Origin of the sequence: Arthrobacter sp. ISL-69, assembly GCF_018613775.1 — a bacterium.
Classification (GTDB): Bacteria; Actinomycetota; Actinomycetes; order Actinomycetales; family Micrococcaceae; genus Arthrobacter.
Genome location: NZ_JAGGPO010000009.1, coordinates 48,208 through 69,424 on the forward strand (window position 1 = coordinate 48,208; position 21,217 = coordinate 69,424).

Genomic DNA, 21,217 nt, shown 5'->3' on the forward strand with positions numbered 1-21,217 from the left:
TGCCTCTCGGAGCACCCGGCTCGGACGAAGCAGGCGTATGGGGTCCTTAGATATGCTGCGACTGGCCTGGCAGGCCGAGGCTCGGGCGTCCGAACGGCAGCCTGCTCGGACCGATGCCCAGGGAGGCGTAGTAGCCACCGGCCACCATCACCGCGAAGCCGGAGACGCCTAGATACAGCAGCTGCAGGACGGCACCTGCGATCACCATGAGGAATCCGAAGACCACGCACAACGCCCCGAGCACTACACGGCGCATCAGTAAACGGGGCCGGCCTTCCATACGCGCGGCGAATCGCGGATCATCCTCGAGAAGCGACTGTTCGATCTGCCTGAGGATGTCCCTTTCATGTTCAGAAAGCGGCATCGTTACCTCCGAACTGGATTGATATTAAGGATCGTCCAGTCTGGCGTTATGTCAATAGAGCCAAAAGACATGGACGAAAGCCGGTGGCTTCAGCCATCCGGTGTTCAGTGACTTTGTGCCCTAATCCCGCTTGGTGTCCAAGCCCTAACCTGAATTCATGAGCGCGGTGAGCACCGCGTGACACGTCCCGGGGGCATCGTCATGAAAGCAGCAACTGCGAGCATCATTGCAGGCGCAGTCCTGCTACTGGCGGGCGCCCTGCTGCTGCTGGGCTCGCTGGGAGTGCTGGACTCCGGAGCGCTGGTGTGGCCGTTTGCCTTTGGCACGGCCGGCGCCGCCTTCCTAGCGGTATTTTCCAGGAGCCGCGCCAACTGGTGGGCGGCCATTCCGGGGTTTGTCCTCTTGGGGCTGGCCGCAGTCATCGCCAGCACCGGGCTGTGGCCCGGACAAGCGGGCGACTGGCCGGGCTCGTTGTTCTTCCTCTTTATCGCCGCCGGCTTCGCGGCTGTGTACTTCCGTGAGCAGGCCAACTGGTGGGCGCTGATTCCCTGCGGCGTGTTGCTCACCCTGGCCCTGGTGGTGGCATTGCCGCCCGGACTCGACGGAACACCGGTGGCGGCAGTGCTGTTCCTGGGCCTCGCCGCCACCTTCGGCGCCCTGGCCCTCATTCCGGAACGGATGAAATGGCCCTTGATCCCGGCTGCGGTGCTTGCCGCCGTGGGGCTGTCGTTCGCCGTTCAGTCCACGGTGACCCTCGGCGCCATGGACTACCTCACTGCCCTGGTCCCGCTGGCGGCTGGCGTGTACCTGTTGTATTACGCCTTCCAGAGCCGCCGGCAACCGGCACACGGGCAGGGCGGTTACCGCTCCGATGAACCAGGACCGGGTGATGCTCACCGTGGCCACTGACCCAGCACACGGGGACAACGTTGTTGGGGGGACGCGGGTATACATCCTCGACAGCCATGCCCTCGTCCGGCTGGGGCTCCGGGAGCTGCTGGAAGAGGCGCACTTCGTGGTGGTGGGCGAGAGCGGTTCTGCCGCCGAGGCGAGCCAAAGGATCCCCGGGCTGAACCCGGATCTGGTGGTGATCGGGGCGCACTTGCCGGAGGGCACCGGCATCGAGGTGTGCCGGGAGATCCTCTCCGACAACGCGTCGCTCCGGTGCCTGCTGCTCAGCAGTTACGATGACGACCATGCCCTGGGCAGTGCGGTATTGGCCGGGGCGGCCGGCTATGTGCTCCGGCAACTGCCCGGAACCGCCCTCATCGAGGGAATCCGTAGGGTGGCCACCGGCGAATCGTTGCTGGCGCCAGGGGCCAAACGCAGAGTAATGGAGGGCTTGTACAAGGTCCAGGCGGACCGCAGCGGCCTGAGCTCGCACGAGCTTGAGGTCCTAGCCCTGATGGGGCAGGGGCTGACTAACCGCGAGATAAGCGAGGAAACACGCTTTGCCCGGGCCGCAGTGAAGATGCAGGTAGCCGGGATCCTGGTGAAGCTGGGCTTCGAGCTGCGCAGCTAGGTTCCAGTCGCCGCCCGCATTGTCCCGGGTCACCAGGAGGGGGTAGTCCCGGTCATCTGGAGGGGGCGCTCCAGGTCAGGCGGGTGCCGCGCCCCGGGCTGCTCTTGATGGAGCATTCCCCGCCCAAGGCCACGGCCCGGTGCTTCATGTTGGCAATTCCGCTGACGCGCAGGGGGTTTTCGAACCCGCAGCCGTTGTCCGCAATCCTGAGCTCCACACCGTCTGTCCCGGCAGTCAGGGTGATGTCGATTTCGTCAGCACCCGAGTGCCTTACCGCGTTGCTCAAGCCCTCGGACAGCACCGGCAGCAGCTGTTCGACGACGGCGTCGGGCACCGCTTCGTCCACCGGTCCCGTCAGCTGGACCTTGGGTGAAAATTCAGAGTTCCGGATCCCCTCGTGGATGGTCCGCATAATGAGGCCGGTGAGCGGCTCCTTCTGGCCATGGCCGGTCCGCATCGAGTAGATGGTGTCCCTGAGTTCGTGGATGGTGCTGTCCAGCTCCGCAGTAACCGCCGAGATGCGGTCCTGGGCCACAGGGTCCGGGATGTACCGCCGTAGGCTCTGCATGCTCAGCCCCGCCCCGAACAGCCGCTGGATCACAAGGTCGTGCAGGTCCCGGGCGATCCTGTCCCGGTCGGTGGACAGCAGCTGCTCTTCCCTGCGCTCCCTCGCCCGGACCAGCCCCAGGGCCAGCCCCACCCGGGAACCGAAGACGGCGCTCGACTGGATGTCGGCTTGGAGGTAGAGGGCCGCTCCTGCGGGCCGGGCGAGGATCAGGAGGCCGCATTCACTGCTCTTGCGCCCCAGTGCCGCCACCAGCAGCGGACCCAGTTTCCCGTCAGTTCCGGGCCCGAACACATCGCTGGGATCCCGGACCAGCGCCGACAATCCGGTGTCAATGACCTCGGCGACGATCTTCGACGCCGGCAGCTCCTGGCCGGCAGGGAGGGACTGGACGCCCACCATGGTCCGGCAGCGCTGGGTGCCGTCGGCATCGGGATAGGCCACCACGGCCAGGATCGAATCCGAAACGGTCAATGCCCGCTCAGCCACGAGGTCCAGGTTGTCCGTTTCACCGGGAAACAGCGCCGAACTCAGCTGGTCGCTGACCTCGAGCCCGGCTTCAAGCCACCGTTGGCGCCTCCGCGTATCCTCGTACAGCCGCGCATTCTCGATGGCTACTCCCGCGGCCGACGCCAGCGCCGAGGCCAGCTCCTGGTCCTCTGCGGTGAACGGCCCGCCGTCGAGCTTCTCTGTCAGGTAAAGGTTCCCGAACACCGCGCCCCGAACACGGACCGGCACGCCGAGGAAAGTTTTCATATCCGGATGGTTGGGCGGAAAGCCGCTGGCCATCTGGTGCGCCCCCAGGTCGTCCAGTCGCAGGGCTTCGGGCTGGTTGATCAGGTGCCCGAGGACGCCGCGTCCGGTGGGGAGCTCGCCGATCAGCCGGATGCCGTCGTCGTCGATTCCCACCGTGATGAAGTGTCCCAGTTGATGGTCGTCGTCGAGCACGCCAAGGGCGCCATAGCGCCCTCCCACCAGTTCGCACGCGGACTGCACCACGCGGTCCAGGACGGCTTCGAGGCTGAGGTCTTCGGTGAGCGAAACAACGGCGCCCAGCAGGCCCTGCATCTGGTCCTGGGCACGCACCAGCTCGTCCGCCCGGGCCACGAAGTCGCGGAGCAGGTCCTCGGTTCGCCGCCGGATGGGTTCACGCCACATGGCGCCATCGAACGCAGGCGGATAGGTGCGGGTTGAAAAACGGACGGTCCGGGCTCATGCGACTCCCCAAGGCAACGAGACTCACACGGCGGACTTCTTCACCGAGTTCCAATAAATCAACCCCAGACTGATGACAACACAGTACCAAGCCGGACAAGGCCGCTCAAGGGAGACCAGGCGGGACTAAAGGCACTGGGAACCCGCAAGCACGGGTGGGATTCTAAAACAGCGGAATATCGTGGCCCCCCCGGATGTGAGGAGGTGATCCGACGTGCGCATCGGACTGATCGCCCCGCCATGGTTGGTGGTGCCCCCACCACGTTATGGCGGCACCGAGGTGGTGGTGGACGGGCTGGCCCGCGGGCTGGTTGCGGCCGGTCACGACGTGCTGCTGGCCGCCCCGGCGGGAAGCACGTGCCCCGTTCCTCTCGTGCCGGACATGCCGAAGCCGAGTTTCGGCACGTCCGCCACCTGGTTCGCCGGTGCCGAGCTCTACCATGTGGCCCGCGCCTATGCCGCTTTGACTGATGTGGACCTGGTGCACGACCACACCGTGGCTGGCCCCTTTTTCCGCTACCGCCCGGCCGCCCTGCCCGTGGTCACCACCAACCACGGGCCGTTCAGTTCGCACCTTGGGGATCTCTACCGGCTGATGGGGCCCGATGTGTCCATGGTGGCGATCTCGCATCGGCAGGCCGCCGATGCCAAAGGCATCAGCGTCGCCCGGGTGATCCACCACGGCATCGACGTGGACGCCGTTCCGGTGGGCGACGGAAGCGGCGGCTACGCGGCGTTCCTCGGGCGGATGAGTCGGGACAAGGGCCCGAGGGAGGCCATCCTGGTCGCCCGGGAGGCGGGATTCAGGCTGCTGATGTCCGCCCGCATCCAAGGCGAGGAGGAAGTTGACTACTTCGACAGCCAGGTTGCCCCGCTTCTGGGGCCGGACGTGGAATTCCTCGGTGAACTTACCGCGGCGGAAAAGTACCAGCTGATGGGCGGCGCAGCGGCGCTCCTCAATCCGATCCAGTGGCCGGAACCCTTCGGACTGGTGATGATCGAAGCACTGGCAACCGGCACTCCCGTGGTGGGTACGGGTTCCGGTGCGGCCCCTGAAATCGTGGACGACGGCGTCACCGGCTACCTCCGCGGCACCATCCGGGAACTTGCCGAAGCACTCGTCCTGGCGTCGGCCCTGGAGCGGCGAGCCTGCAGGCAGTCGGCCGAGACGCGTTTCAGCATCGGGCGCATGGTGGCCGACCATGTCTCGCTGTACCGCGAAGTGTTGCAGGGCAGGCTGCCGCAGCACGGCGGCTAGGCTCCGGGCGCACCCGCGGCCGTTATCCCGGCCCTTCAATTCCGCCCGGCACGAGATAGCGGACGAACCAGTCCCTGGCCAGTGCCGCAGCCTCGGACAGCGTCCCGGGCTCCTCGAACAGGTGGGTGGCTCCCGGAACCACCGACAGCTGGTTGGGACACCGCATCAGGGCCTGGGCCCAATGGTTGAGCTCCAGCACCTCGCGGTCGGCACCGCCCACTATCAGGAGGGTGGGCGCGTGGACGGCGGAGAGCCTCTTGCCGGCGAGGTCCGGACGGCCCCCGCGCGAAACCACGGCCCCCACTCGCGCTCCGGGCTCCGCCGCCGCCCACAACGCGGCGCCGGCGCCCGTGCTTGCACCGAAGTACCCCACGCGGCTTCCGGCAGTGTCGGGCCGGCCGGCGAGCCATTCCGTTGCCCCCGCCAGCCGGCCCGCCAGCAGTTCAATGTCGAACACATTGGCACGGTTGAGTTCCTCGGCGGGGGTGAGCAGGTCAAGGAGCAGTGTCCCCAGCCCCGCCCGCTGAAGGATCGAGGCCACAAAACGGTTGCGGGGGCTGTGCCTGCCGCTGCCGCTTCCGTGCGCGAAAACCACCACGGCCGCCCCCGTCACCGGGAGGTAGAGGTGCCCCTGGAGCTGAACTGCGCCCACCTCAATCTGTACGTCCTCATCGACGCCGATCCCGTTGGCGGCGGCTTGGGCGCTGTGCAGCCGCTTGGCTGCGGCGTCGAGCAGAAGCACCACTTCGTCGTCGCCCGTGGGAGAAAAGTCGCGGTAGTGATAGCCGACGGCGGTGAAGTGGCGGGGCGTTAAGAGGCATACGATTTCGTCGGCTTCGCGGAGATCCGAGAGCGTGTCTGCCGGTGCCACCGGAACTGCGAGCAGCACCTTGGCAGCGCCCTGCTGCCGGGCAATCAGGCACGCCACGCGGGCCGTGGAACCGGTGGCGATGCCGTCGTCGACAATCACGGCGGTGCGGCCCCTCAGGTCAATGCGGGTCCGTCCCTTCCTGAACCGTTCCACCCGCGTCTCGAGCACCGCGCGCTCCCGTTCCTCAACCGCTCTGAGCTCGGCCTCTGCAACACGGACGCGCGAGATGATGTGCTTGTCCAGCACGCGTGCGCCGCCTTCACCGATGGCTCCCATCGCCAGCTCAGGCTGGAACGGCACACCCAGCTTCCGCACCACAATGACGTCCAGGGGCGCGTCCAGGGCCGCGGCGACTTCGAAGGCGACGGGAACACCGCCGCGGGGCAGTCCGAGGATCACGATGTTCTGGCCGCGAAGGTATTCGAGGCGTTGGCCAAGCCGCCGCCCCGCTTCAACCCTGTCCCCGAAAATACTCATCGCCAGCCGTTCGCAGTGTGACATTGGCCGCTGTCGGCGTCCGGGCAAACCATCGGTAGGCAGGGATGCGGGGAGGGGCTTCGGCGACCGCCCTTCTCCCACTATCCGGCAGGCGGGAGCCGGGAGCGAAGGGCCTTTCGGCCCGGATTCAGAGGACACAGCGGGCATCACTGCAGCCGCCCGCCGGGCCCCCGGTGCCCGTTGTCACACGCGACCGGAGTCCGGCAAGGGATGTATATACTTTCCCGGTACGGTTTAGCAGAGAGCCGTTGGATAGTTCTACGATCCGGCTTCTCTGCGTGCTTCCCCGCTAGTCAAATTTCGGGGTGGATGGCCGCGCTGCCGGTTCGTTTTGACCTGAACGAAACGGCAGCAAGAACATCGTGGCCAGCGAGTCGACCGGAAACAACGGAACGTCCATCAGCCAGCACCTGCACGAAATGGTGTTGAACAGCTCAGATGTAGAGGAATTCCTCCACGAACTCGCACGCGTGTCCGCGCGCAGCCTGTCCGAACCAGGGGACGCCGTCCTGTGCGGCATCACGCTGCTCCGGCACAAGAAGGCTGCGACGGTGGCCAGCAGCAGCCCGGAAGCGCAGGCCATGGACGAAATCCAGTACGCCTACGGTGACGGCCCGTGCATGACCGCCTCCCGCGACCAGGAGACTGTCCACATCAGGGACCTTGCGGACCACGACCGCTGGCCGAAGTACTCGGACACGGTCCTGGGCCACGGAGTCCGGTCCATCCTCGCCGTGCCGTTCCGGCTCGACGGCGACACCCGGGCGGCGCTGAACCTCTATTCGCACCGGCCCGGCCGGTTCGAGGGCAAGGTCCTGGAGCTCGCCGAGGACTTTGTCAGCCAGACGTCCCTGGCCCTCCGGCTGGCCGTAAGGTTCGCCCACTTCAGCGAGACGGCGGCAAACCTGAAGGCAACACTGGAGTCCCGCACCGCCATTGACGTTGCCATCGGCATCATCATGGCCCAGAACCGGTGCAGCCAGGAGGAGGCCTTCCAGCTGCTCAAGGCCGCCTCGAGCGCCCGGAACGTCAAGCTGCACGGCGTGGCCGCGGCCATCGTCGACTCCCTGGGCCACGGGCCCGCCAGGACGCACTTCGAGCTGTAACCGGACCCTGCCCGCCGCCCTCCGACCACCCACGCCAAAATAAACGTTGCACCCCGGGTGTGATGCGTGCCATACTTTTTCTCGATGCGCATCGACGATGCGTATCGACAGCGGGATCAACCAGACCGAAACCCAAATTGCCCGGCAGCCAGAAGGCCCGGACGCACAGGAGGTGGGAAAGCGTGCCAACCAGCAAAGACGTTGCAGAAGCGGCCGGCGTCGCCCAAAGCACCGTCTCCTACGTCCTGAGCGGCAAGCGGCCCATCTCGTAAAAGACCCGCAAAAAGGTCGAGGCTGCCATTGAGCAGCTGACCTACCAGCCCAACGCCGGGGCACGGGCGCTAGCCAGCCGCAAGACCCGCGTTATCGGCCTGGTCATCCCTTTCATCCCTGAGCTGGAGATGGCCTCGATCATGGAGTTCGTATCCGTGATTGCCTCCACCGCACGGCAGTACGACCACGACATCCTGCTGGTCACCGAGGACGAAGGGGCCGCCGGGCTCCGCCGCGTGGTCGGCCAGCAGATCTGCGACGGGCTGATCCTCATGCAGGTGGAAGACGAGGACGAACGGCTCCCGGTGGCCCGGACCCTCAACGTCCCGGTGCTGCTGATCGGCATTCCCCGCGATCCGTCCGGACTCGTCTGCATCGATGCGGACTTCGAAATGGCCGGCGAGCACTGTGTCCGGGACCTTGCCGCCGCCGGACACTCCGTCATCTCGATCATCGACTGGCAACCTGCCGTGGTGAACCGCCATGTGAATTATGTGGACCGGTTCATGGGCGGCGCCGACGCGGCTGCCGAGGCCCTGGGCGTATCCGTGCAGCACCTGCCGGGCGGCCCGGACCAGGCTACTATTGCCGATTCCGTGGACAAGGCCCTGGCCGCGACTCAGGGCGTGCCGGCGTTCATCGCGCCCGACCGCACCGTCCAGGACATCCTCCGCCGGGCCCTGGCCTCCCGGGGCCTCACTCCTGGGGTGAACGTCTCCATCATCGGAAGCGCCACACCCACGCTGGCCGAACTCCAGCCCATCCCGCTCTCCACCATCGACCTGCGCCCCGCGGAAGTCTCCCGCCGGGCCGTGAAAATCATCTGCCAGCTTCTCGAAGCCGACTCCCAGGGACCACACGAATCCCTGGAGTTGGTACCCACGGTCATAACGCACCGTTCCAGCACGCTACGTCCACCCCACGGCACCTAGCTACGCCCTCCCTGCCCGAACTTTTTATTTGACCATCGTCGATACGCATCGATGATCTGCTTTTCCGACAATTCGTAAAACCCAACAACACAAGGAAACAGACAATGAAGTCAGCACTTCGGAACAGCCGGCCCCTGGCCGTGGCAATGAGCGCCCTCGTGGGCCTGCCCATCCTGCTCTCAGGCTGCGGCAGCGCCGCTTCGTCCTCCTCGACGGAGCCGGTATCGGAGATCTCCGTCATGGACTACTACAACAACGAACCGGACAAAACCTTCATCGGCGACGCCCTGACTGCCTGCGGCACCAAGGCCGGCGTCACCATCAAGCGCGAGACGGTCCCGGGCAAATCCCTGATCTCCAAGGTCCTCCAGCAGTCCTCATCCAAGACGCTGCCCGACGTGTTGATGCTGGACAACCCTGACCTGCAGCAGATTGCGGCCACCGGGGCCTTGGCTCCCTTGGCTGACTTCGACATCAGCACCGCCGGCTTCGCCCCCGGCGTCCTCAGCGCGGGCACTTACAAGGACAAGGTGTACGGGCTGGCCCCCACTGTCAACACCATCGCCCTGTTCTACAACAAGGACATCCTGGCGAAGGCCGGCGTCACCCCGCCCGCCACATGGGACGAGCTGGAAGCGGCGGCCGCGAAGCTGACGTCGGGCGACCAGTACGGGCTGGCGTTCAACGCCAACCCCACCTATGAAGGCACCTGGCAGTTCCTGCCGGTCATGTGGTCCAACGGCGGCAACGAGAAGAACATCGACACCGAGGAAACGGCGCAGGCCCTGCAGCTCTGGACAGACCTGGTGAAGGACGGGTCCGTGTCCTCCTCCGCCCTGAACTGGACCCAGGCCGACGTCAAGGACCAGTTCTTGGCCGGCAAAGCCGCCATGATGATCAACGGACCCTGGCAGATCCCCTCCCTCGACAAACAGGCCTCGCTGCAGTACGGCGTGGTGAAGATCCCGGTCCGGGAAGCCGGCCAGACCGTGGTTGCCCCGCTCGGCGGCGAAGTCTGGACCGTTCCCCAGACCGGAAACAAGGCCCGCCAGGCCAAGGCCGCAGAGGTGGTCTCCTGCCTCAACAGCGACGAAAACCAGCTGGCCATGGCCAAGGTCCGGAACACCATCCCTTCCAAGACCACCCTGGCCGCCAAATTCGCCGAGGAGAACCCCAAACTCGCCACCTTCACCGAACTCGTGAAGACGGCCCGCGCCCGCACCGGCCAGCTCGGCGAGGAATGGCCCGCGCAGGCCACCAAGATCTACACTGCCATCCAGACCGCGCTCACCGGCAAGGCATCCCCGTCGGAAGCCCTGAAGCAAGCGCAGGGACAGTAGGCAGCGGCCATGTCACTGACAACTGATTTGTCGCAGGCCACTCCCCCGAACGGCAAGCCGGCCATGGGGAAGGCCGGAGCCCGCAGGCCGGGCTCCCGCCGGGCCGGATCCGGGGACGAGCCGGGCGGAAGTGCTCCGGCGCCCCGGCGACGCAGCCGCCAGCGCCGCGAACGCCTCTTCCAGTGGCTGTTCCTGGTCCCCGCCGTCGTCTACATGGCGCTGTTCTTCGGCTACCCCGTGGTCAAGAACGTCGTCATGAGCTTCCAGGACTACACCACCGCCACGTTCTTCACCGGCGAAGCCCCGTGGGTGGGGCTGGCCAACTACGCGACGGTCCTGTCGTCGTCGTTGTTCTCCACGTCCCTGCTCAACACTGCATTGTTCACGGTGGGGTCCATCCTGGGCCAGTTCGTGATCGGGCTGGCGCTGGCCGTCTTCTTCCAGCGGAAGTTCCCGCTCAACGGGATCCTCCGGAGCCTGCTTCTCCTGCCGTGGCTGCTGCCGCTGATTGTTTCGAGCGCCGTGTGGCGCTGGATCCTGGACAAGGACAGTGGTGCCCTGAACCGGTTCCTGGGCGACCTGAACATCGTGGACACCGGGGTGCCGTGGCTGACCAGCACGTCGCTGGCGCTGATCGCCGTCGTCGGCGTGAACATCTGGATCGGCATTCCGTTCAACCTGACCATCCTCTACGGCGGCCTGCAGGAAATCCCCGACGAGCTGTATGAGGCGGGCTCGCTGGACGGCGCCAAGGGCTGGAAGGCATTCCGGCACATCACGTGGCCCATGCTCCGGCCGGTGGTAAGCGTGGTCCTGGTGCTCGGCGTGGTGTACACGCTCAAGGTCCTGGACATCATCCTGGGCCTGACCAACGGCGGCCCCGCCAACTCCACCCAGACCATCGCGACGCAGTCGTACGGGCTCTCCTTCCAGGAGTTCAAGTTCGGCGAGGGCGCCGCGCTGGGCAACATCCTGGTGATGATTTCGCTGGTGTTCGCGGTCCTGTACCTCCGCGCCAGCCGGCGAGCCGTAGATGAGTGAGAAAACCATGACGACGACAACCACCTCCCGCCCGGTCATCACTCGTAGTTCCGGCCCCGCTCCGGACCGCAAGAACTGGGGGTCCACGGCGCTGGCCATCTTCTTCCTGGCCATCATGCTGTTCCCGGTCTACTGGATGGTCAACGCCTCGCTGCAGCCCAACGGCACCACCCTGGAAACCTCCTGGCTGCCGCTGAATCCGGACTTCACCGGCTACGCCACCGCCATCAGCGAGCAGGGCGGCAACCTGGGCACCAGCCTGGTCATTTCGCTGGGCAGCGTGGCGCTGAGCCTGGCCATCGCCGCTCCGGCAGCGTACGCCCTGGCCTACTTCAAGGTCCGCGGCGCGGGCATCGTGCTCTTCGCGATCCTGATCAGCCAGATGATCCCCGGCATCGTGGTGGCCAACGCCCTCTACACCGCCTACAACGACCTGGGCCTGCTCAACTCCATCCCCGGCCTGATCCTGGCGGACTCGGCGCACGGCATTCCGTTCGCGATCCTGATCATCCGGGCGTTCATGAACGGCATGCCAGCCTCGGTGATCGAGGCGGCCAGGGTGGACGGCGCCGGCCACATCCGCGCGTTCTGGTCCATCGTGCTGCCGCTGAGCCGGAACTCGCTGATCACTGCCGGGCTGTTCACCTTCCTGTTCGCCTGGAGCGACTTCCTGTTCGCCCTGACCCTGACCACCACCGAAGCCGTCCGGCCGGTGACGCTGGGCATCTTCCAGTACATCGGCGCCTACGTGAACGACTGGAGTTCGGTTATGGCGACGGCGGTGCTGGCCTCCATTCCGGCCATCATCCTGCTGGTGGCGGCCCAGAAGTACATCGCGGCGGGCACAACCGGCGGAGCCGTCAAATGACAGCGCCGTCAAGTAACGGAGCCGTCAAATAATTCAGTCTTTGAACCCTTCACTACTTTCCAAGGAGAAACCATGACCCCGCAAGCAACCCCGCAGGACGGCACCGTCCGCGTCACCGTCTGGAGCGAGAACCGGCACGAAAAGCGCGACGAGCTCGTCGCCCGTCTCTACCCCGACGGGATGCACGGCGCCGTCAAGGCCGGCATCGAGGAAAACCTCGGCGCCAAGGCCAGCGTCCGCACCGCGACGCTGGACGAACCCGAGCACGGCCTCACCGAGGAGGTCCTGGCCAACACCGACGTCCTGACCTGGTGGGGACACATGTCCCACGGCGACGTGGACGACGAGATTGTCGAACGCGTCCACCGCCACGTCCTCGCCGGAATGGGCCTGATCGTGCTCCACTCCGGGCACTGGTCCAAGATCTTCACCAAGCTCATGGGCACGTCCTGTACGCTGCGCTGGCGTTCCGAGCAGGACCGCGAACTTGTCTGGACCGTGGACCCCACGCACCCCATCGCCAAGGGCGTGCCGCACCCCATCGTGATCGACCAGCAGGAAATGTACGGCGAGTTCTTCGACATCCCCACCCCCGAAGAGCTCGTGTTCATCAGCTCCTTCAGCGGCGGCGAAGTGTTCCGTTCCGGCTGCACGTTCCGCCGCGGCCACGGCAAGATCTTCTTCTTCAGCCCGGGCGACCAGGACTACCCGGTGTACCACCACAAGGACGTCCGCCGCGTCATCGCGAACGCCGTCGAGTGGGCCGTCACCGACCGCCCCGAGCGCGCCTACCCCGAGCTGCTGCGCTACGAGACGAACGATTTCTTCAACGGCAAGAGCTACCAGGGGGCCACCGCGTGAGCACCCCGTTCGCCACCATTCCCGACGACGGAAGTCCCCTGCGCGTCGTCGTCGTCGGCGCCGGCGGCATGGGCCGCGCCTGGCTTCGGACCGTGGAAGAGTCACCGTTGGTGGAACTCGCCGGCATCGTGGACCTTGACCTTGGTGCCGCCCGTGCGGCGGCCGCCGCCGTCGGACGCCCGGACCTTCCGGTCGGGACCGGCACCGCAGCGCTGGCGGCCGACGTCGGAGCGCGGGCCGTCATCAACGTCACCGTCCCGGCCGCGCACCACCCGGTGACCACAGAAGCGCTGTCCGCCGGCCTGCCGGTCCTGGGCGAAAAGCCGGTTGCCTCCACCGTGGCGCAGGGCCTGTCCCTTGCCGCCGCCGCCGAAGTGTCCGGCCAGCTGTTCATGGTCAGCCAGTCCCGCCGCTACAACCGGCAGCTTTTCGAGGCGAAGCGCCTGGCCGCCTCGCTGGGCAGCGTCGGGATCGTTTCGGCCGAATTCTTCAAGGCCCCGCACTTCGGCGGCTTCCGCGATGCCATGGACCACCCGCTCCTGCTGGACATGGCCATCCACCAGTTCGACATGGCCCGGTTCCTGCTCGACGCCGACCCGGTCTCCGTCTTCTGCGAGGAGTACAACCCATCGTGGAGCTGGTACCGCGGAGATGCCGGGGCCAGCGCCATCTTCGAGATGACCGGCGGCGAACGCTTCGTTTTCACCGGCAGCTGGTGCAGCCCCGGACAGGAGACGTCGTGGAATGCTTCATGGCGGATCAGCGGCGAACACGGCACCGTGCTGTGGGACGGAGACAACGAGCCCACGGTGGAATCCACCGAAGCCGCAGGGCCGGCAGCCAGCCAGGATCCCGGTCAGGAAATCGCCGGCTCCCTGCGGGACTTCGTGGCGGCGCTCCGCACCGGGGGCACCCCGATGGGACAGGTCCACCGCAACATCATGAGCCTGGCGATGGTGGAGGCCGCCGTGCTCAGCGCCTCCACCGGCACCAGGATTTCCGTCGATGCCCTGCTGGAGGAGTCCTACCGGCAGGCCATCCTGGAAGAGCGCGATCCCGGCGCGCTGGAGGTCCTCAAGTCCTGGCCTTCTGCCTGGACGGCCCTGTCCGTGTCCTAGAACATCGGCAGCAGGAAGCCGGCAACCATGGCTGCCGCCCCGATGCCGGTCAGGATCCAGCCAAGGACACCGGCTGCCTCTCCGCGGGCCTCCGGGGCGGTGGTCCGCCAACTGGTGGGGGTCTTCACCGCGTAATGAATGGTGACGGCGTCCCCCGGGGCCATGTGCCGGATGTCGTGCGGAGACATCGGCGCGTTGTGGACCTGGTAGTGGTGGTCATACCAGCGGAAACCCACGCCGCTCTCGTCGGAGTAGACCACGCCCTCCGATTGGGTCCACTGATCCTCGAACCGCCTCATCGTCCCCACGGCCACCAGAAGTATCAGGCCGGCGGGCAGGCAAATCCAGGTCAGCACTTCCAGGATGGGGCCTGCAATGTCGAGAACTCCGGGCATGATCTTGATGGTACCGTTCCCGTGCGCCTGATGCGGTCTGTGTCCGGGGAACCGGATTCTGTCCGGCCGGAAGTGGCTGTGTGGCTGACATTCCGGGCCCGATCCGGCACCGGGGCTGAGGACTTACAAGGACCTGAAAAGTCGGATGGAAGAAAGCGCAGCCGGTTGCACCTAGGGTGGAGGGGCAACGGTCGGCATCCGCCCGCCTGCGACTGATCAACTGATTGAGGAAACAAACATGGGTTTGGGCGACAAGATCAAGAACGCGACCGAGAAAGCAATCGGCGAGGCCAAGGAAGCATTCGGCAAGCTGACCAACAACAGCAAGCTCGAGACCGAAGGCAAGATTGATCAGGGCACGGCCGACGCGAAGCACGCCGCCGAGGACGTCAAGGACACCATCAACGACAAGTAGTCGTTACCTGATGGCCGGGCCGCGGAGACTTCCGCGGCCCGGCCATTTTTGTGCCCCGCCGGAGGGAACGGCTCGAGTTTCCGTTCCAGCTTCTGGACACGGCCGGGACCTTCGCCCCTTCCGTTGGCGAGCATCCGCAGCCAGTCTGGTCACATGGCAGCCTGCCCCGGGGGAACAGACACCGGCGGGCAATGATCGGCACAGGCGGCGACGGCCATGGACGAGGCAGTGGTCCACATCAGCGGCTTCCGGATGGACTTCGCGGGCACCACCGTGGTCCGCGACCTGTCCTTCGACGTCCGTGCCGGCGAGACGTTCGGATTCCTGGGCAGCAACGGCTCAGGCAAGACCACCACCATCCGCGCACTCCTGGGCCTCTACGAGCCCACGGCAGGGATCCTGCACGTCAACGGGCGGCCCTTCAAACCGGAGCACGGCAGCCGGCTGGGCTACCTCCCGGAGGAACGCGGGCTCTACAAGAAGGAAAAGGTCATGGACGTCATGACCTACTTCGGCCGGCTCAAGGGCATGGCCCGGCACGCCGCGCGGCAGTGGTCCCTGGCCTACCTGGACCGCGTGGACCTGTCCGGCAAGGCCGACACCCAGGTGGACAAGCTCTCCAGCGGCGAGCAGCAGAAGGTCCAGCTCGGCGTAACTATCATGAACCGTCCCGAGCTCCTCATCCTGGACGAACCAACCAAGGGTTTCGATCCAGTGAACCGCCGGCTGCTGATGGACATCATCGCCGAGCAGAAGCACGACGGCGCCACGGTGGTGATGGTGACGCACCAGATGGAGGAAGTGGAGCGGCTCTGTGACCGCATCGTCCTCCTGAAGGACGGCACGTCCGAGGCCTACGGCACCATCGATGAGGTCCAGAACAGGTACGGCGGCAGGATTGTCCGAATCCGGCACTCAGGGCGCATTCCGGCCTCGCCCCACTATGCGGTGACGCTGGACGAAACCAACTATGCGGAACTGTCCATTTCGGACAACACCGATGAAGCGGCCATCCTGCGGGAACTCATAGACGCCGGGGTGGTGATCCGCAGTTTCACCACCACCAAGATCTCGCTGGAGGACATCTTCATCCGCGTGTACGGCGAGCAGAACACCCCGTCGTCGCCAGTCACCGCCGGCGTGGGCATGAGGGCGGGGGCCTAGCCGTGGCGCAGCACAATCTGGGCACCGTGATCAGGTTCGAGTTCGTCCGTACTGTCACCAAGCCGCGCTTCTGGATCGGCACACTGTCCGTGCCCGTCATCATGGCCATCGTGTTCGGGCTGATTTTCCTCAGCAACACCAGCAGCAGCACCGCCGCCGAGGCCCAGCGGAACGCCCAGTTCAGCATCTCCTACGTGGATGCCTCCGGCCTGATCACTCCCGCCGACGCCGCCGCGTTCGGCGCCACTGCGGCGGCTTCGTCCGAAGCCGGCATCCGCGACGTCCAGTCCGGTGCCGTCGAGGCCTCCTACGAGTTTCCGGCACATCCCGAGACCACAGCGGTGAAGGTGTTTGGGGCGGACAAGGGGGTGTTCGAGAACGGCAAGTACGCCGCCGTCGCCCAGGCCATGCTCGCCCGCGCCGTGGCCATGAGGATCGGCTCACCGCAGCTGTCCAACCTGGCGGCCGGGACTGTGCAGGTGGAAACCGTCACGTACCAGGGCTCCGAAGTGGCCGGGGGCATGAACTCCGTGATTCCGCCGCTTGCCTTCCTGGTGGTCTTTTACGGACTTGTGGTGCTCCTCGCCGGACAGATGCTGAATTCCACGCTGGAGGAAAAGGAGAACAGGGTCACCGAGATGATCCTGACCACGCTGAAGCCCACCACCCTCATCACCGGCAAGGTGCTGGCCCTGTTCATGGTGGGCGTTGTGCAGGTGGCCGTTTTCGCGTCCCCGGTCCTGATCGGCGCGCTCTTCTACCGTGACGCCCTGAGCATCCCCGAGTTCGAGGCGTCCCAGCTGGTCTTCGACCCCGCCCGGATGGGCGTTGGCTTCCTGATCCTCGTGGGCGGCTTTGCCCTGTTCACCACCACCCTGGTGGCCATTGGCGCCGTGATGCCCACAGCCAAGGAGGCCGGTAATTTCATGGGCGTCATGATCGCCCTGATCTTCATTCCCTTCTATTCAGTCAGCCTGGTGGTCTCCGAGCCGCACTCGCCCATCGTGCAGGTGTTCACCTACTTTCCGTTCTCCGCGCCGGTCACGGCGCTGCTGCGGAACGCCTTCGGCTCACTGGGCATCTTTGAGGCAGCGATGGTGATCGCCATCCTCTACGTCGGGGCCGCAGTGATGCTCCGTGTGGCCGTGCGGCTCTTCCAGTACGGCTCGATCTCCTACACCTCAAAGGTCCGCATCAGGACCGCCCTCAAAGCGGGGTCCCGGCACGCTGTGGCCGGCCCGGCGGAGCCGTAGGCGTACTTTCGGAGGACCGGAGGCGCAATGCGCTTGGTATTGCTGGGTGACGTGATGCTGGGCCGGCTGGTGAACCAGCGGCTCACATCGGCCACGCCTGCCTTCCCCTGGGGCGACACCCTTCCCGTCCTGGCGCAGGCGGATATCAGGTTCGCCAACCTCGAATGCGTCCTGGCCGACGGCGGGACGCCGCAGCCGGGAAAGGTGTTCCATTTCCGCTCGGACGCCCGGAACGTGGCCGTCCTGACGGCGGCCGGCATCAGCGTCGTATCCCTCGCCAACAACCACGTGCTGGACTACGGGGCGGACGCCTTGCGGGAGACCCTGCCAGCGCTGGACCGCAACGGAATCCTGCATGCCGGTGCCGGGACGGACCAGGCCACCGCCCGCCGGCCCGCGATCAGGCGCGTGGGCCAGACCGCCGTCGGGTTCATTGCCTTCACAGACAACCAGCCGGACTGGGAAGCCGGGCCGCGGCAGCCCGGGGTCTACTACGTACCTGTGGACGAACAAGCCCGGGACGACACCCGGGTCCGGGAGCTGCTCGCGTTGGTCCGACGCACCAAGGCCCGCGCGGACCTGCTGGTGGTTTCGGCGCACTGGGGTGGCAATTGGGGAGCCGATGTGCCGCCCGGGCACCGGCACCTGGGCAAATCCCTGGTCGACGCCGGGGCGGACGTGGTGTTCGGGCACTCAGCACATATCTTCCGCGGTATGGAGATCCACCGCGGCCGGCCCATCATCTACAGCGCCGGTGACTTCATTGACGACTATGCCGTGGATGCCGGGGAGCGCAACGACCAGTCCTTCATTTTCTGCGTGGAAACCGCCGGCGGCGTGCCCGTCCGGCTGCACCTCAATCCGACTGTCATCACCGGTTTCCAGGCGCGCCTGGCCGGGAAGAGCGCGCAACGGATCGCAACAGGGATGCAGGGGCTGTGCGCCAAGCTGGGAACACGGAGTGAGTGGTCGGCCGAAACGAACGTGCTGGAAATACCGGTGCGCAGTTAGTCCCGTTTGTCCCGCTCGCTGAATTCCTCATCGAGGTCGTAGTGCCTGAATTCCGTTTCGGGATTCGGTTCGCCCTCGGCCACATACTCGTAATCGAGTTGGCGCTGGACCTGGCTGTCGAGGACCTGGAGGTCCTTGTCCCCGACCGTGGAGAGATCCTCCGGAAACTCGTCTTCCGGAGTGAGATGCAACTTCTCTGACATGTGGGGCCTCTCTTAGCCAGGAACTGGGGTGCTGTTCTGGCAGCATCCTGACTCCTCCAGATTATCCGCACCTGCCAGTGGGCGGAAGCATAGCGCGCGGAAGCCTCCACACCTCGTTTCCTCCCTGCCGTTGGACGGCTAAGGGTTTGCGGGCCAGACCGGCCGGATACGCCGCCGGCGCAGGGCATGTCCGCTGCTGCCCTGGCCGGTGGTCGGGGACCTGACGGCGAGGTAGGCCGCGACCGCCGCGGTCAGCACCACCACCGCCGGGATGAACTGCCACCAGTCCACTGTGTCCATGCTTTGGGACGCATTCATCGACCCGTGCAGGAGGCCCAAAATCAGGATGCTTCCGCCTGTTGAGATGTAGGCCAGGCCCAGCAGGTAGCGCGCCACGAGGGCGAAGCCGAAGAGGACTCCCCACGAGAGCGCAACGTCCGCCCAAGGCGTGGCCGGGAACCCGCGCTCGGCGAAGGCCTGGGGCACGCGCCAGCGGACCACGCCGCTGAACAGGCGGCGAACCCCGGGGCGGCCGTCCGTTGCCGCCGTGACGTGGACCGCGGCCCCAAGCAGGACGAGCAGTTCCACCAGGAGCCCAGGAGTGACGTCCTGCAGCAACAGGATGGCGAGGCACTGAGCAAGCCATGCCAGCGGGATGGCAAGCAACAGGAACGCAGCGACGGGGTGCGCCGCGATCCGGGAACGAATGCTTCCGGCGGGTGCCGGTGCAGTGGATTCAACGCTCATGGGTGCCTCGGTTCAGGCTCTACAACAATGTTAGGACAGCCGCCACACATAGGCGTAGGGCTGCGGGAACTGGGTGATCCGGAAGGCCCGGACCACGATCCTGGCCTCCCCCGGCGGCATGCCCGTCCAGAGGACCTGTTCCACGTTGTTCCGGTGGTCGAAGCCGGCGGTGGTGCCGGAATTGCCGTGGCGTTCACTGCCGTCGGCCGCGAGCACAATGAGGTCCAGGTCGTTCTGCAACTGGGGGCCGGGCGGATCGGACCACACGAGCGTGATCTTCAGCGTCACCCCGGCGGCCGTGAGTTCCGGGTCCCCGGCCGGTCCCCGGTTCCGTCTCCCCTTGGCGGCAACCTTGGGGACCTCCTCGGGGATGTCGATGGTGAAGGAGTCCTCCTCCCCCTGCTCCAGCGGGCCACCTTCACCCAGGCCCGCATTGCCCGGCTGCCCGGGAAGGACCACGGACCGGGAGAGGTTCACCCGGCCCCAGCCGGAGTTGCCGTTGGGTGATTCCCCTGCTTCGCTGGGGTTGTACTGGCCGGGCAGCACGTCGGCGCCGTTGATCAGGAGGGCTTTGATCAGTGCAGCGCTGGGCGCGGCGAGGCCGTTCTTCACCAGGGTCTCCCGCAGCACGGCGGCGCAGCCGGCAACCAGCGGGGTTGCCATGGAGGTGCCGGAATCGAAAAAGAACAGCGGGTCCGTGGACGTGCCGAAGGTGTTGCCCATCGGGGCGTTCCGTGAGAGCGCGGACAGGATGCTGGTTCCCGGTGCCACAACGTCGGGCTTGATGCGGCCCTCCTTGGTAGGCCCGCGGCTGGAGAAGGCAACCATCCCGTCCGGGTTGTTCGCCTGTTTGTCCCGCTTGACGGGATTCGCGGGGAAGTCTCCAGGCCAGTAGGTGCCGTAGGACGGCGCGAACTCCTTGCGTAGGCTTTCGCTGGCGCCCACGGTGATGCAGTTCTTCGCCGCGGACTGGGAGCCGATGGAGTTCGAGTCCACCGTCCCGTCTCTGTTGCCGTCCACGCCGTCGTTCCCGGCCGCAAAGCAGATCACCTGGTCCGGATGGTTCCACACGAATTCGTCGATCTCCCGCGAGCTCGCGTCATACGGGAGGTTCAGTCCGGGAACGCCCCAGGAGTTCGTGTGCACGCGGGCGCCGTCGTCGTACGTCTTTTGGAAGAGGTCGTTGAGGTTGACCGGGATGCCGCCGAGGCCGCCGCTGGAGTCGAGGACGCTCTGCAGGATCAGCTGCGCCTCGGGCGCGGTTCCCTCAATGTCCCCGCCCATGGTGGCCGAGTTTCCACGGCCAAGTACGGAGCCTGCGACGTGGGTGCCGTGGCCGTGCGGATCGTCCGTCTTGTCCGGCGCTATCCGGCCCAGCGCGTAGAGCGCCTGGACCCGCCCGGTGAACGCCGGATGCGGATTGGCGGCGTCGCCGGTATCGAATCCCGTGTCCGCCACCGCCACCATCTCGCCGTCGCCGCGGTACGTGGTCCCGTTGAGCTGGACCTGGGCATTCAGGATTTCCCGTGCCACGTTGTTGAACAGCTGCCGCTCGCGCACCGGGTGGATCTCGCGGATCTCATCGATTCTCGCGAGGTCCGGGAGCTGGCCCACCGAGGTGGTGATCCGCAGCTTGCCCGGTGTCACCGCCACCGCGTCCGGCTCCACCCGGGCTGCCGCGGCAACCCGCGCGATCAGGTCCGGGGTGGCCTCGATGCCCGGGTGCAGGAGGAGGTCCACGCGCTCCAGCCGGCGGTCCGGATGCGGTTCGTGGTCCGCCAGCGACCGGACGCTGCCCGTGTCCGCGCTGCGCGGCAGCAGGGGCGGCGGGATCTTGAAGACGCGGGAGTAGACGTCCGCCCAGCTCACGAACGGCAAGGCACGCACGCGGTTCAGGTCTTCCGGCGGGAACGCGGCGAGGTAGGTGTTGTCCGAGACGTATTCCTGCATCTCGACGTCGATGCCCGCAAGTTCAGCACGCTGTTCCGCGGTCAGCGGCTCGGCGGTCTGGATGAGGATGTGGTCCGACTCGGACGCGTCCTCGGCGAGCAGCCCGGCGTCACGCAGGGCACGGTTCTGTTTGATCGGATCAATGGTGATGCCGTTGATGGTGATTTCAGACATGGAGTTGTGCCCCCTGCCAGCCGTCGGCAACTGCCTCGGCACCCGGCGGCCGGTTGCGCTCTAGAAGGAGACC

22 protein-coding genes are annotated in these 21,217 nt (G+C 66.2%); 15 read left to right on the plus strand and 7 right to left on the minus strand.

Annotation, left to right across the window (positions count from 1 at the left end):
- Nucleotides 1-46: 46 nt before the first annotated feature.
- A complete protein-coding gene (locus tag J7I79_RS05190; protein WP_214951087.1) occupies nt 47-364 on the minus strand; it encodes a DUF3040 domain-containing protein in 318 nt (105 codons plus the stop codon).
- Nucleotides 365-565: 201 nt separating this feature from the next.
- Between J7I79_RS05190 and J7I79_RS05195 the strand changes: the two genes are divergently transcribed.
- Nucleotides 566-1,273: a hypothetical protein gene (locus tag J7I79_RS05195; protein ID WP_214951090.1), complete on the plus strand. Its 708-nt coding sequence runs from the start codon at nt 566-568 to the stop codon at nt 1,271-1,273.
- The gene (locus J7I79_RS05200) at nt 1,254-1,886 is read left to right on the plus strand and encodes a response regulator transcription factor (protein WP_214951154.1); all 633 of its coding nucleotides are present in this window, start codon (nt 1,254-1,256) and stop codon (nt 1,884-1,886) included. Before J7I79_RS05195 ends, J7I79_RS05200 begins: the two co-directional genes overlap by 20 nt.
- Before the next feature lie 52 nt (nt 1,887-1,938).
- Here J7I79_RS05200 and J7I79_RS05205 read toward each other — a convergent pair whose 3' ends face one another.
- Nucleotides 1,939-3,609, minus strand: a complete 1,671-nt coding sequence (locus J7I79_RS05205) for a GAF domain-containing sensor histidine kinase (protein ID WP_214951092.1) — start codon at nt 3,607-3,609, stop codon at nt 1,939-1,941.
- A 271-nt stretch (nt 3,610-3,880) separates the two neighbouring features.
- Between J7I79_RS05205 and J7I79_RS05210 the strand changes: the two genes are divergently transcribed.
- Nucleotides 3,881-4,924: a glycosyltransferase family 4 protein gene (locus tag J7I79_RS05210; protein WP_214951095.1), complete on the plus strand. Its 1,044-nt coding sequence runs from the start codon at nt 3,881-3,883 to the stop codon at nt 4,922-4,924.
- Nucleotides 4,925-4,946: 22 nt separating this feature from the next.
- Here J7I79_RS05210 and J7I79_RS05215 read toward each other — a convergent pair whose 3' ends face one another.
- Nucleotides 4,947-6,272: a phosphoribosyltransferase gene (locus tag J7I79_RS05215; RefSeq protein WP_214951097.1), complete on the minus strand. Its 1,326-nt coding sequence runs from the start codon at nt 6,270-6,272 to the stop codon at nt 4,947-4,949.
- 383 nt (nt 6,273-6,655) lie between these two features.
- On the opposite strand from J7I79_RS05215, the gene J7I79_RS05220 reads away from it, so the two are divergent.
- The 8 genes from J7I79_RS05220 (at nt 6,656) to J7I79_RS05250 (ending at nt 13,832) form a co-directional block, all read left to right on the plus strand.
- Nucleotides 6,656-7,399 carry a GAF and ANTAR domain-containing protein gene (locus tag J7I79_RS05220; protein WP_214951099.1) on the plus strand — a complete coding sequence of 248 codons (744 nt, stop codon included), beginning with the start codon at nt 6,656-6,658 and terminating at the stop codon, nt 7,397-7,399.
- Between the two features lie 182 nt (nt 7,400-7,581).
- Nucleotides 7,582-7,671: a LacI family DNA-binding transcriptional regulator gene (locus J7I79_RS24735; RefSeq protein WP_311380521.1), complete on the plus strand. Its 90-nt coding sequence runs from the start codon at nt 7,582-7,584 to the stop codon at nt 7,669-7,671.
- A gap of 141 nt (nt 7,672-7,812) precedes the next feature.
- A complete protein-coding gene (locus tag J7I79_RS05225) occupies nt 7,813-8,604 on the plus strand; it encodes a substrate-binding domain-containing protein (RefSeq protein ID WP_251042413.1) in 792 nt (263 codons plus the stop codon).
- A 104-nt stretch (nt 8,605-8,708) separates the two neighbouring features.
- Nucleotides 8,709-9,944 carry an extracellular solute-binding protein gene (locus tag J7I79_RS05230; RefSeq protein ID WP_214951101.1) on the plus strand — a complete coding sequence of 412 codons (1,236 nt, stop codon included), beginning with the start codon at nt 8,709-8,711 and terminating at the stop codon, nt 9,942-9,944.
- 9 nt (nt 9,945-9,953) lie between these two features.
- Nucleotides 9,954-10,985 carry a carbohydrate ABC transporter permease gene (locus tag J7I79_RS05235; RefSeq protein ID WP_214951103.1) on the plus strand — a complete coding sequence of 344 codons (1,032 nt, stop codon included), beginning with the start codon at nt 9,954-9,956 and terminating at the stop codon, nt 10,983-10,985.
- Between the two features lie 7 nt (nt 10,986-10,992).
- Nucleotides 10,993-11,853 carry a carbohydrate ABC transporter permease gene (locus J7I79_RS05240; protein ID WP_214951105.1) on the plus strand — a complete coding sequence of 287 codons (861 nt, stop codon included), beginning with the start codon at nt 10,993-10,995 and terminating at the stop codon, nt 11,851-11,853.
- Nucleotides 11,854-11,925: 72 nt separating this feature from the next.
- Nucleotides 11,926-12,714 (plus strand): ThuA domain-containing protein, encoded by a 789-nt coding sequence (locus J7I79_RS05245; protein WP_214951107.1) that lies wholly within the window; start codon nt 11,926-11,928, stop codon nt 12,712-12,714.
- Nucleotides 12,711-13,832 carry a Gfo/Idh/MocA family protein gene (locus tag J7I79_RS05250; RefSeq protein WP_214951109.1) on the plus strand — a complete coding sequence of 374 codons (1,122 nt, stop codon included), beginning with the start codon at nt 12,711-12,713 and terminating at the stop codon, nt 13,830-13,832. Before J7I79_RS05245 ends, J7I79_RS05250 begins: the two co-directional genes overlap by 4 nt.
- Here J7I79_RS05250 and J7I79_RS05255 read toward each other — a convergent pair.
- Entirely contained in the window at nt 13,829-14,227 is a 399-nt protein-coding gene (locus J7I79_RS05255; RefSeq protein WP_214951111.1) for a hypothetical protein, read from the minus strand. The two genes, J7I79_RS05250 and J7I79_RS05255, sit on opposite strands and share 4 nt — an antisense overlap.
- Nucleotides 14,228-14,465: 238 nt before the next feature.
- Between J7I79_RS05255 and J7I79_RS05260 the strand changes: the two genes are divergently transcribed.
- The 4 genes from J7I79_RS05260 to J7I79_RS05275 all read left to right on the plus strand — a co-directional run bounded on the left by J7I79_RS05260 (nt 14,466) and on the right by J7I79_RS05275 (nt 18,070).
- On the plus strand, nt 14,466-14,642 hold the full coding sequence (locus J7I79_RS05260; RefSeq protein WP_104175021.1) for a CsbD family protein: 177 nt from the start codon (nt 14,466-14,468) through the stop codon (nt 14,640-14,642).
- 216 nt (nt 14,643-14,858) lie between these two features.
- A complete protein-coding gene (locus J7I79_RS05265; RefSeq protein ID WP_214951113.1) occupies nt 14,859-15,806 on the plus strand; it encodes an ABC transporter ATP-binding protein in 948 nt (315 codons plus the stop codon).
- 2 nt (nt 15,807-15,808) lie between these two features.
- Nucleotides 15,809-17,059 (plus strand): ABC transporter permease, encoded by a 1,251-nt coding sequence (locus J7I79_RS05270; RefSeq protein WP_214951115.1) that lies wholly within the window; start codon nt 15,809-15,811, stop codon nt 17,057-17,059.
- A gap of 27 nt (nt 17,060-17,086) precedes the next feature.
- The gene (locus tag J7I79_RS05275; protein WP_214951117.1) at nt 17,087-18,070 is read left to right on the plus strand and encodes a CapA family protein; all 984 of its coding nucleotides are present in this window, start codon (nt 17,087-17,089) and stop codon (nt 18,068-18,070) included.
- Here the strand turns inward: J7I79_RS05275 and J7I79_RS05280 are convergent.
- The 3 genes from J7I79_RS05280 to J7I79_RS05290 all read right to left on the minus strand — a co-directional run bounded on the left by J7I79_RS05280 (nt 18,067) and on the right by J7I79_RS05290 (nt 21,144).
- The gene (locus J7I79_RS05280) at nt 18,067-18,273 is read right to left on the minus strand and encodes a hypothetical protein (protein WP_214951118.1); all 207 of its coding nucleotides are present in this window, start codon (nt 18,271-18,273) and stop codon (nt 18,067-18,069) included. The two genes, J7I79_RS05275 and J7I79_RS05280, sit on opposite strands and share 4 nt — an antisense overlap.
- Before the next feature lie 138 nt (nt 18,274-18,411).
- Complete coding sequence (locus tag J7I79_RS05285) at nt 18,412-19,020, minus strand: hypothetical protein (RefSeq protein WP_214951120.1); 609 nt, start codon at nt 19,018-19,020, stop codon at nt 18,412-18,414.
- A gap of 30 nt (nt 19,021-19,050) precedes the next feature.
- Nucleotides 19,051-21,144 carry a S8 family serine peptidase gene (locus tag J7I79_RS05290; RefSeq protein WP_214951122.1) on the minus strand — a complete coding sequence of 698 codons (2,094 nt, stop codon included), beginning with the start codon at nt 21,142-21,144 and terminating at the stop codon, nt 19,051-19,053.
- Nucleotides 21,145-21,217: the final 73 nt, after the last annotated feature.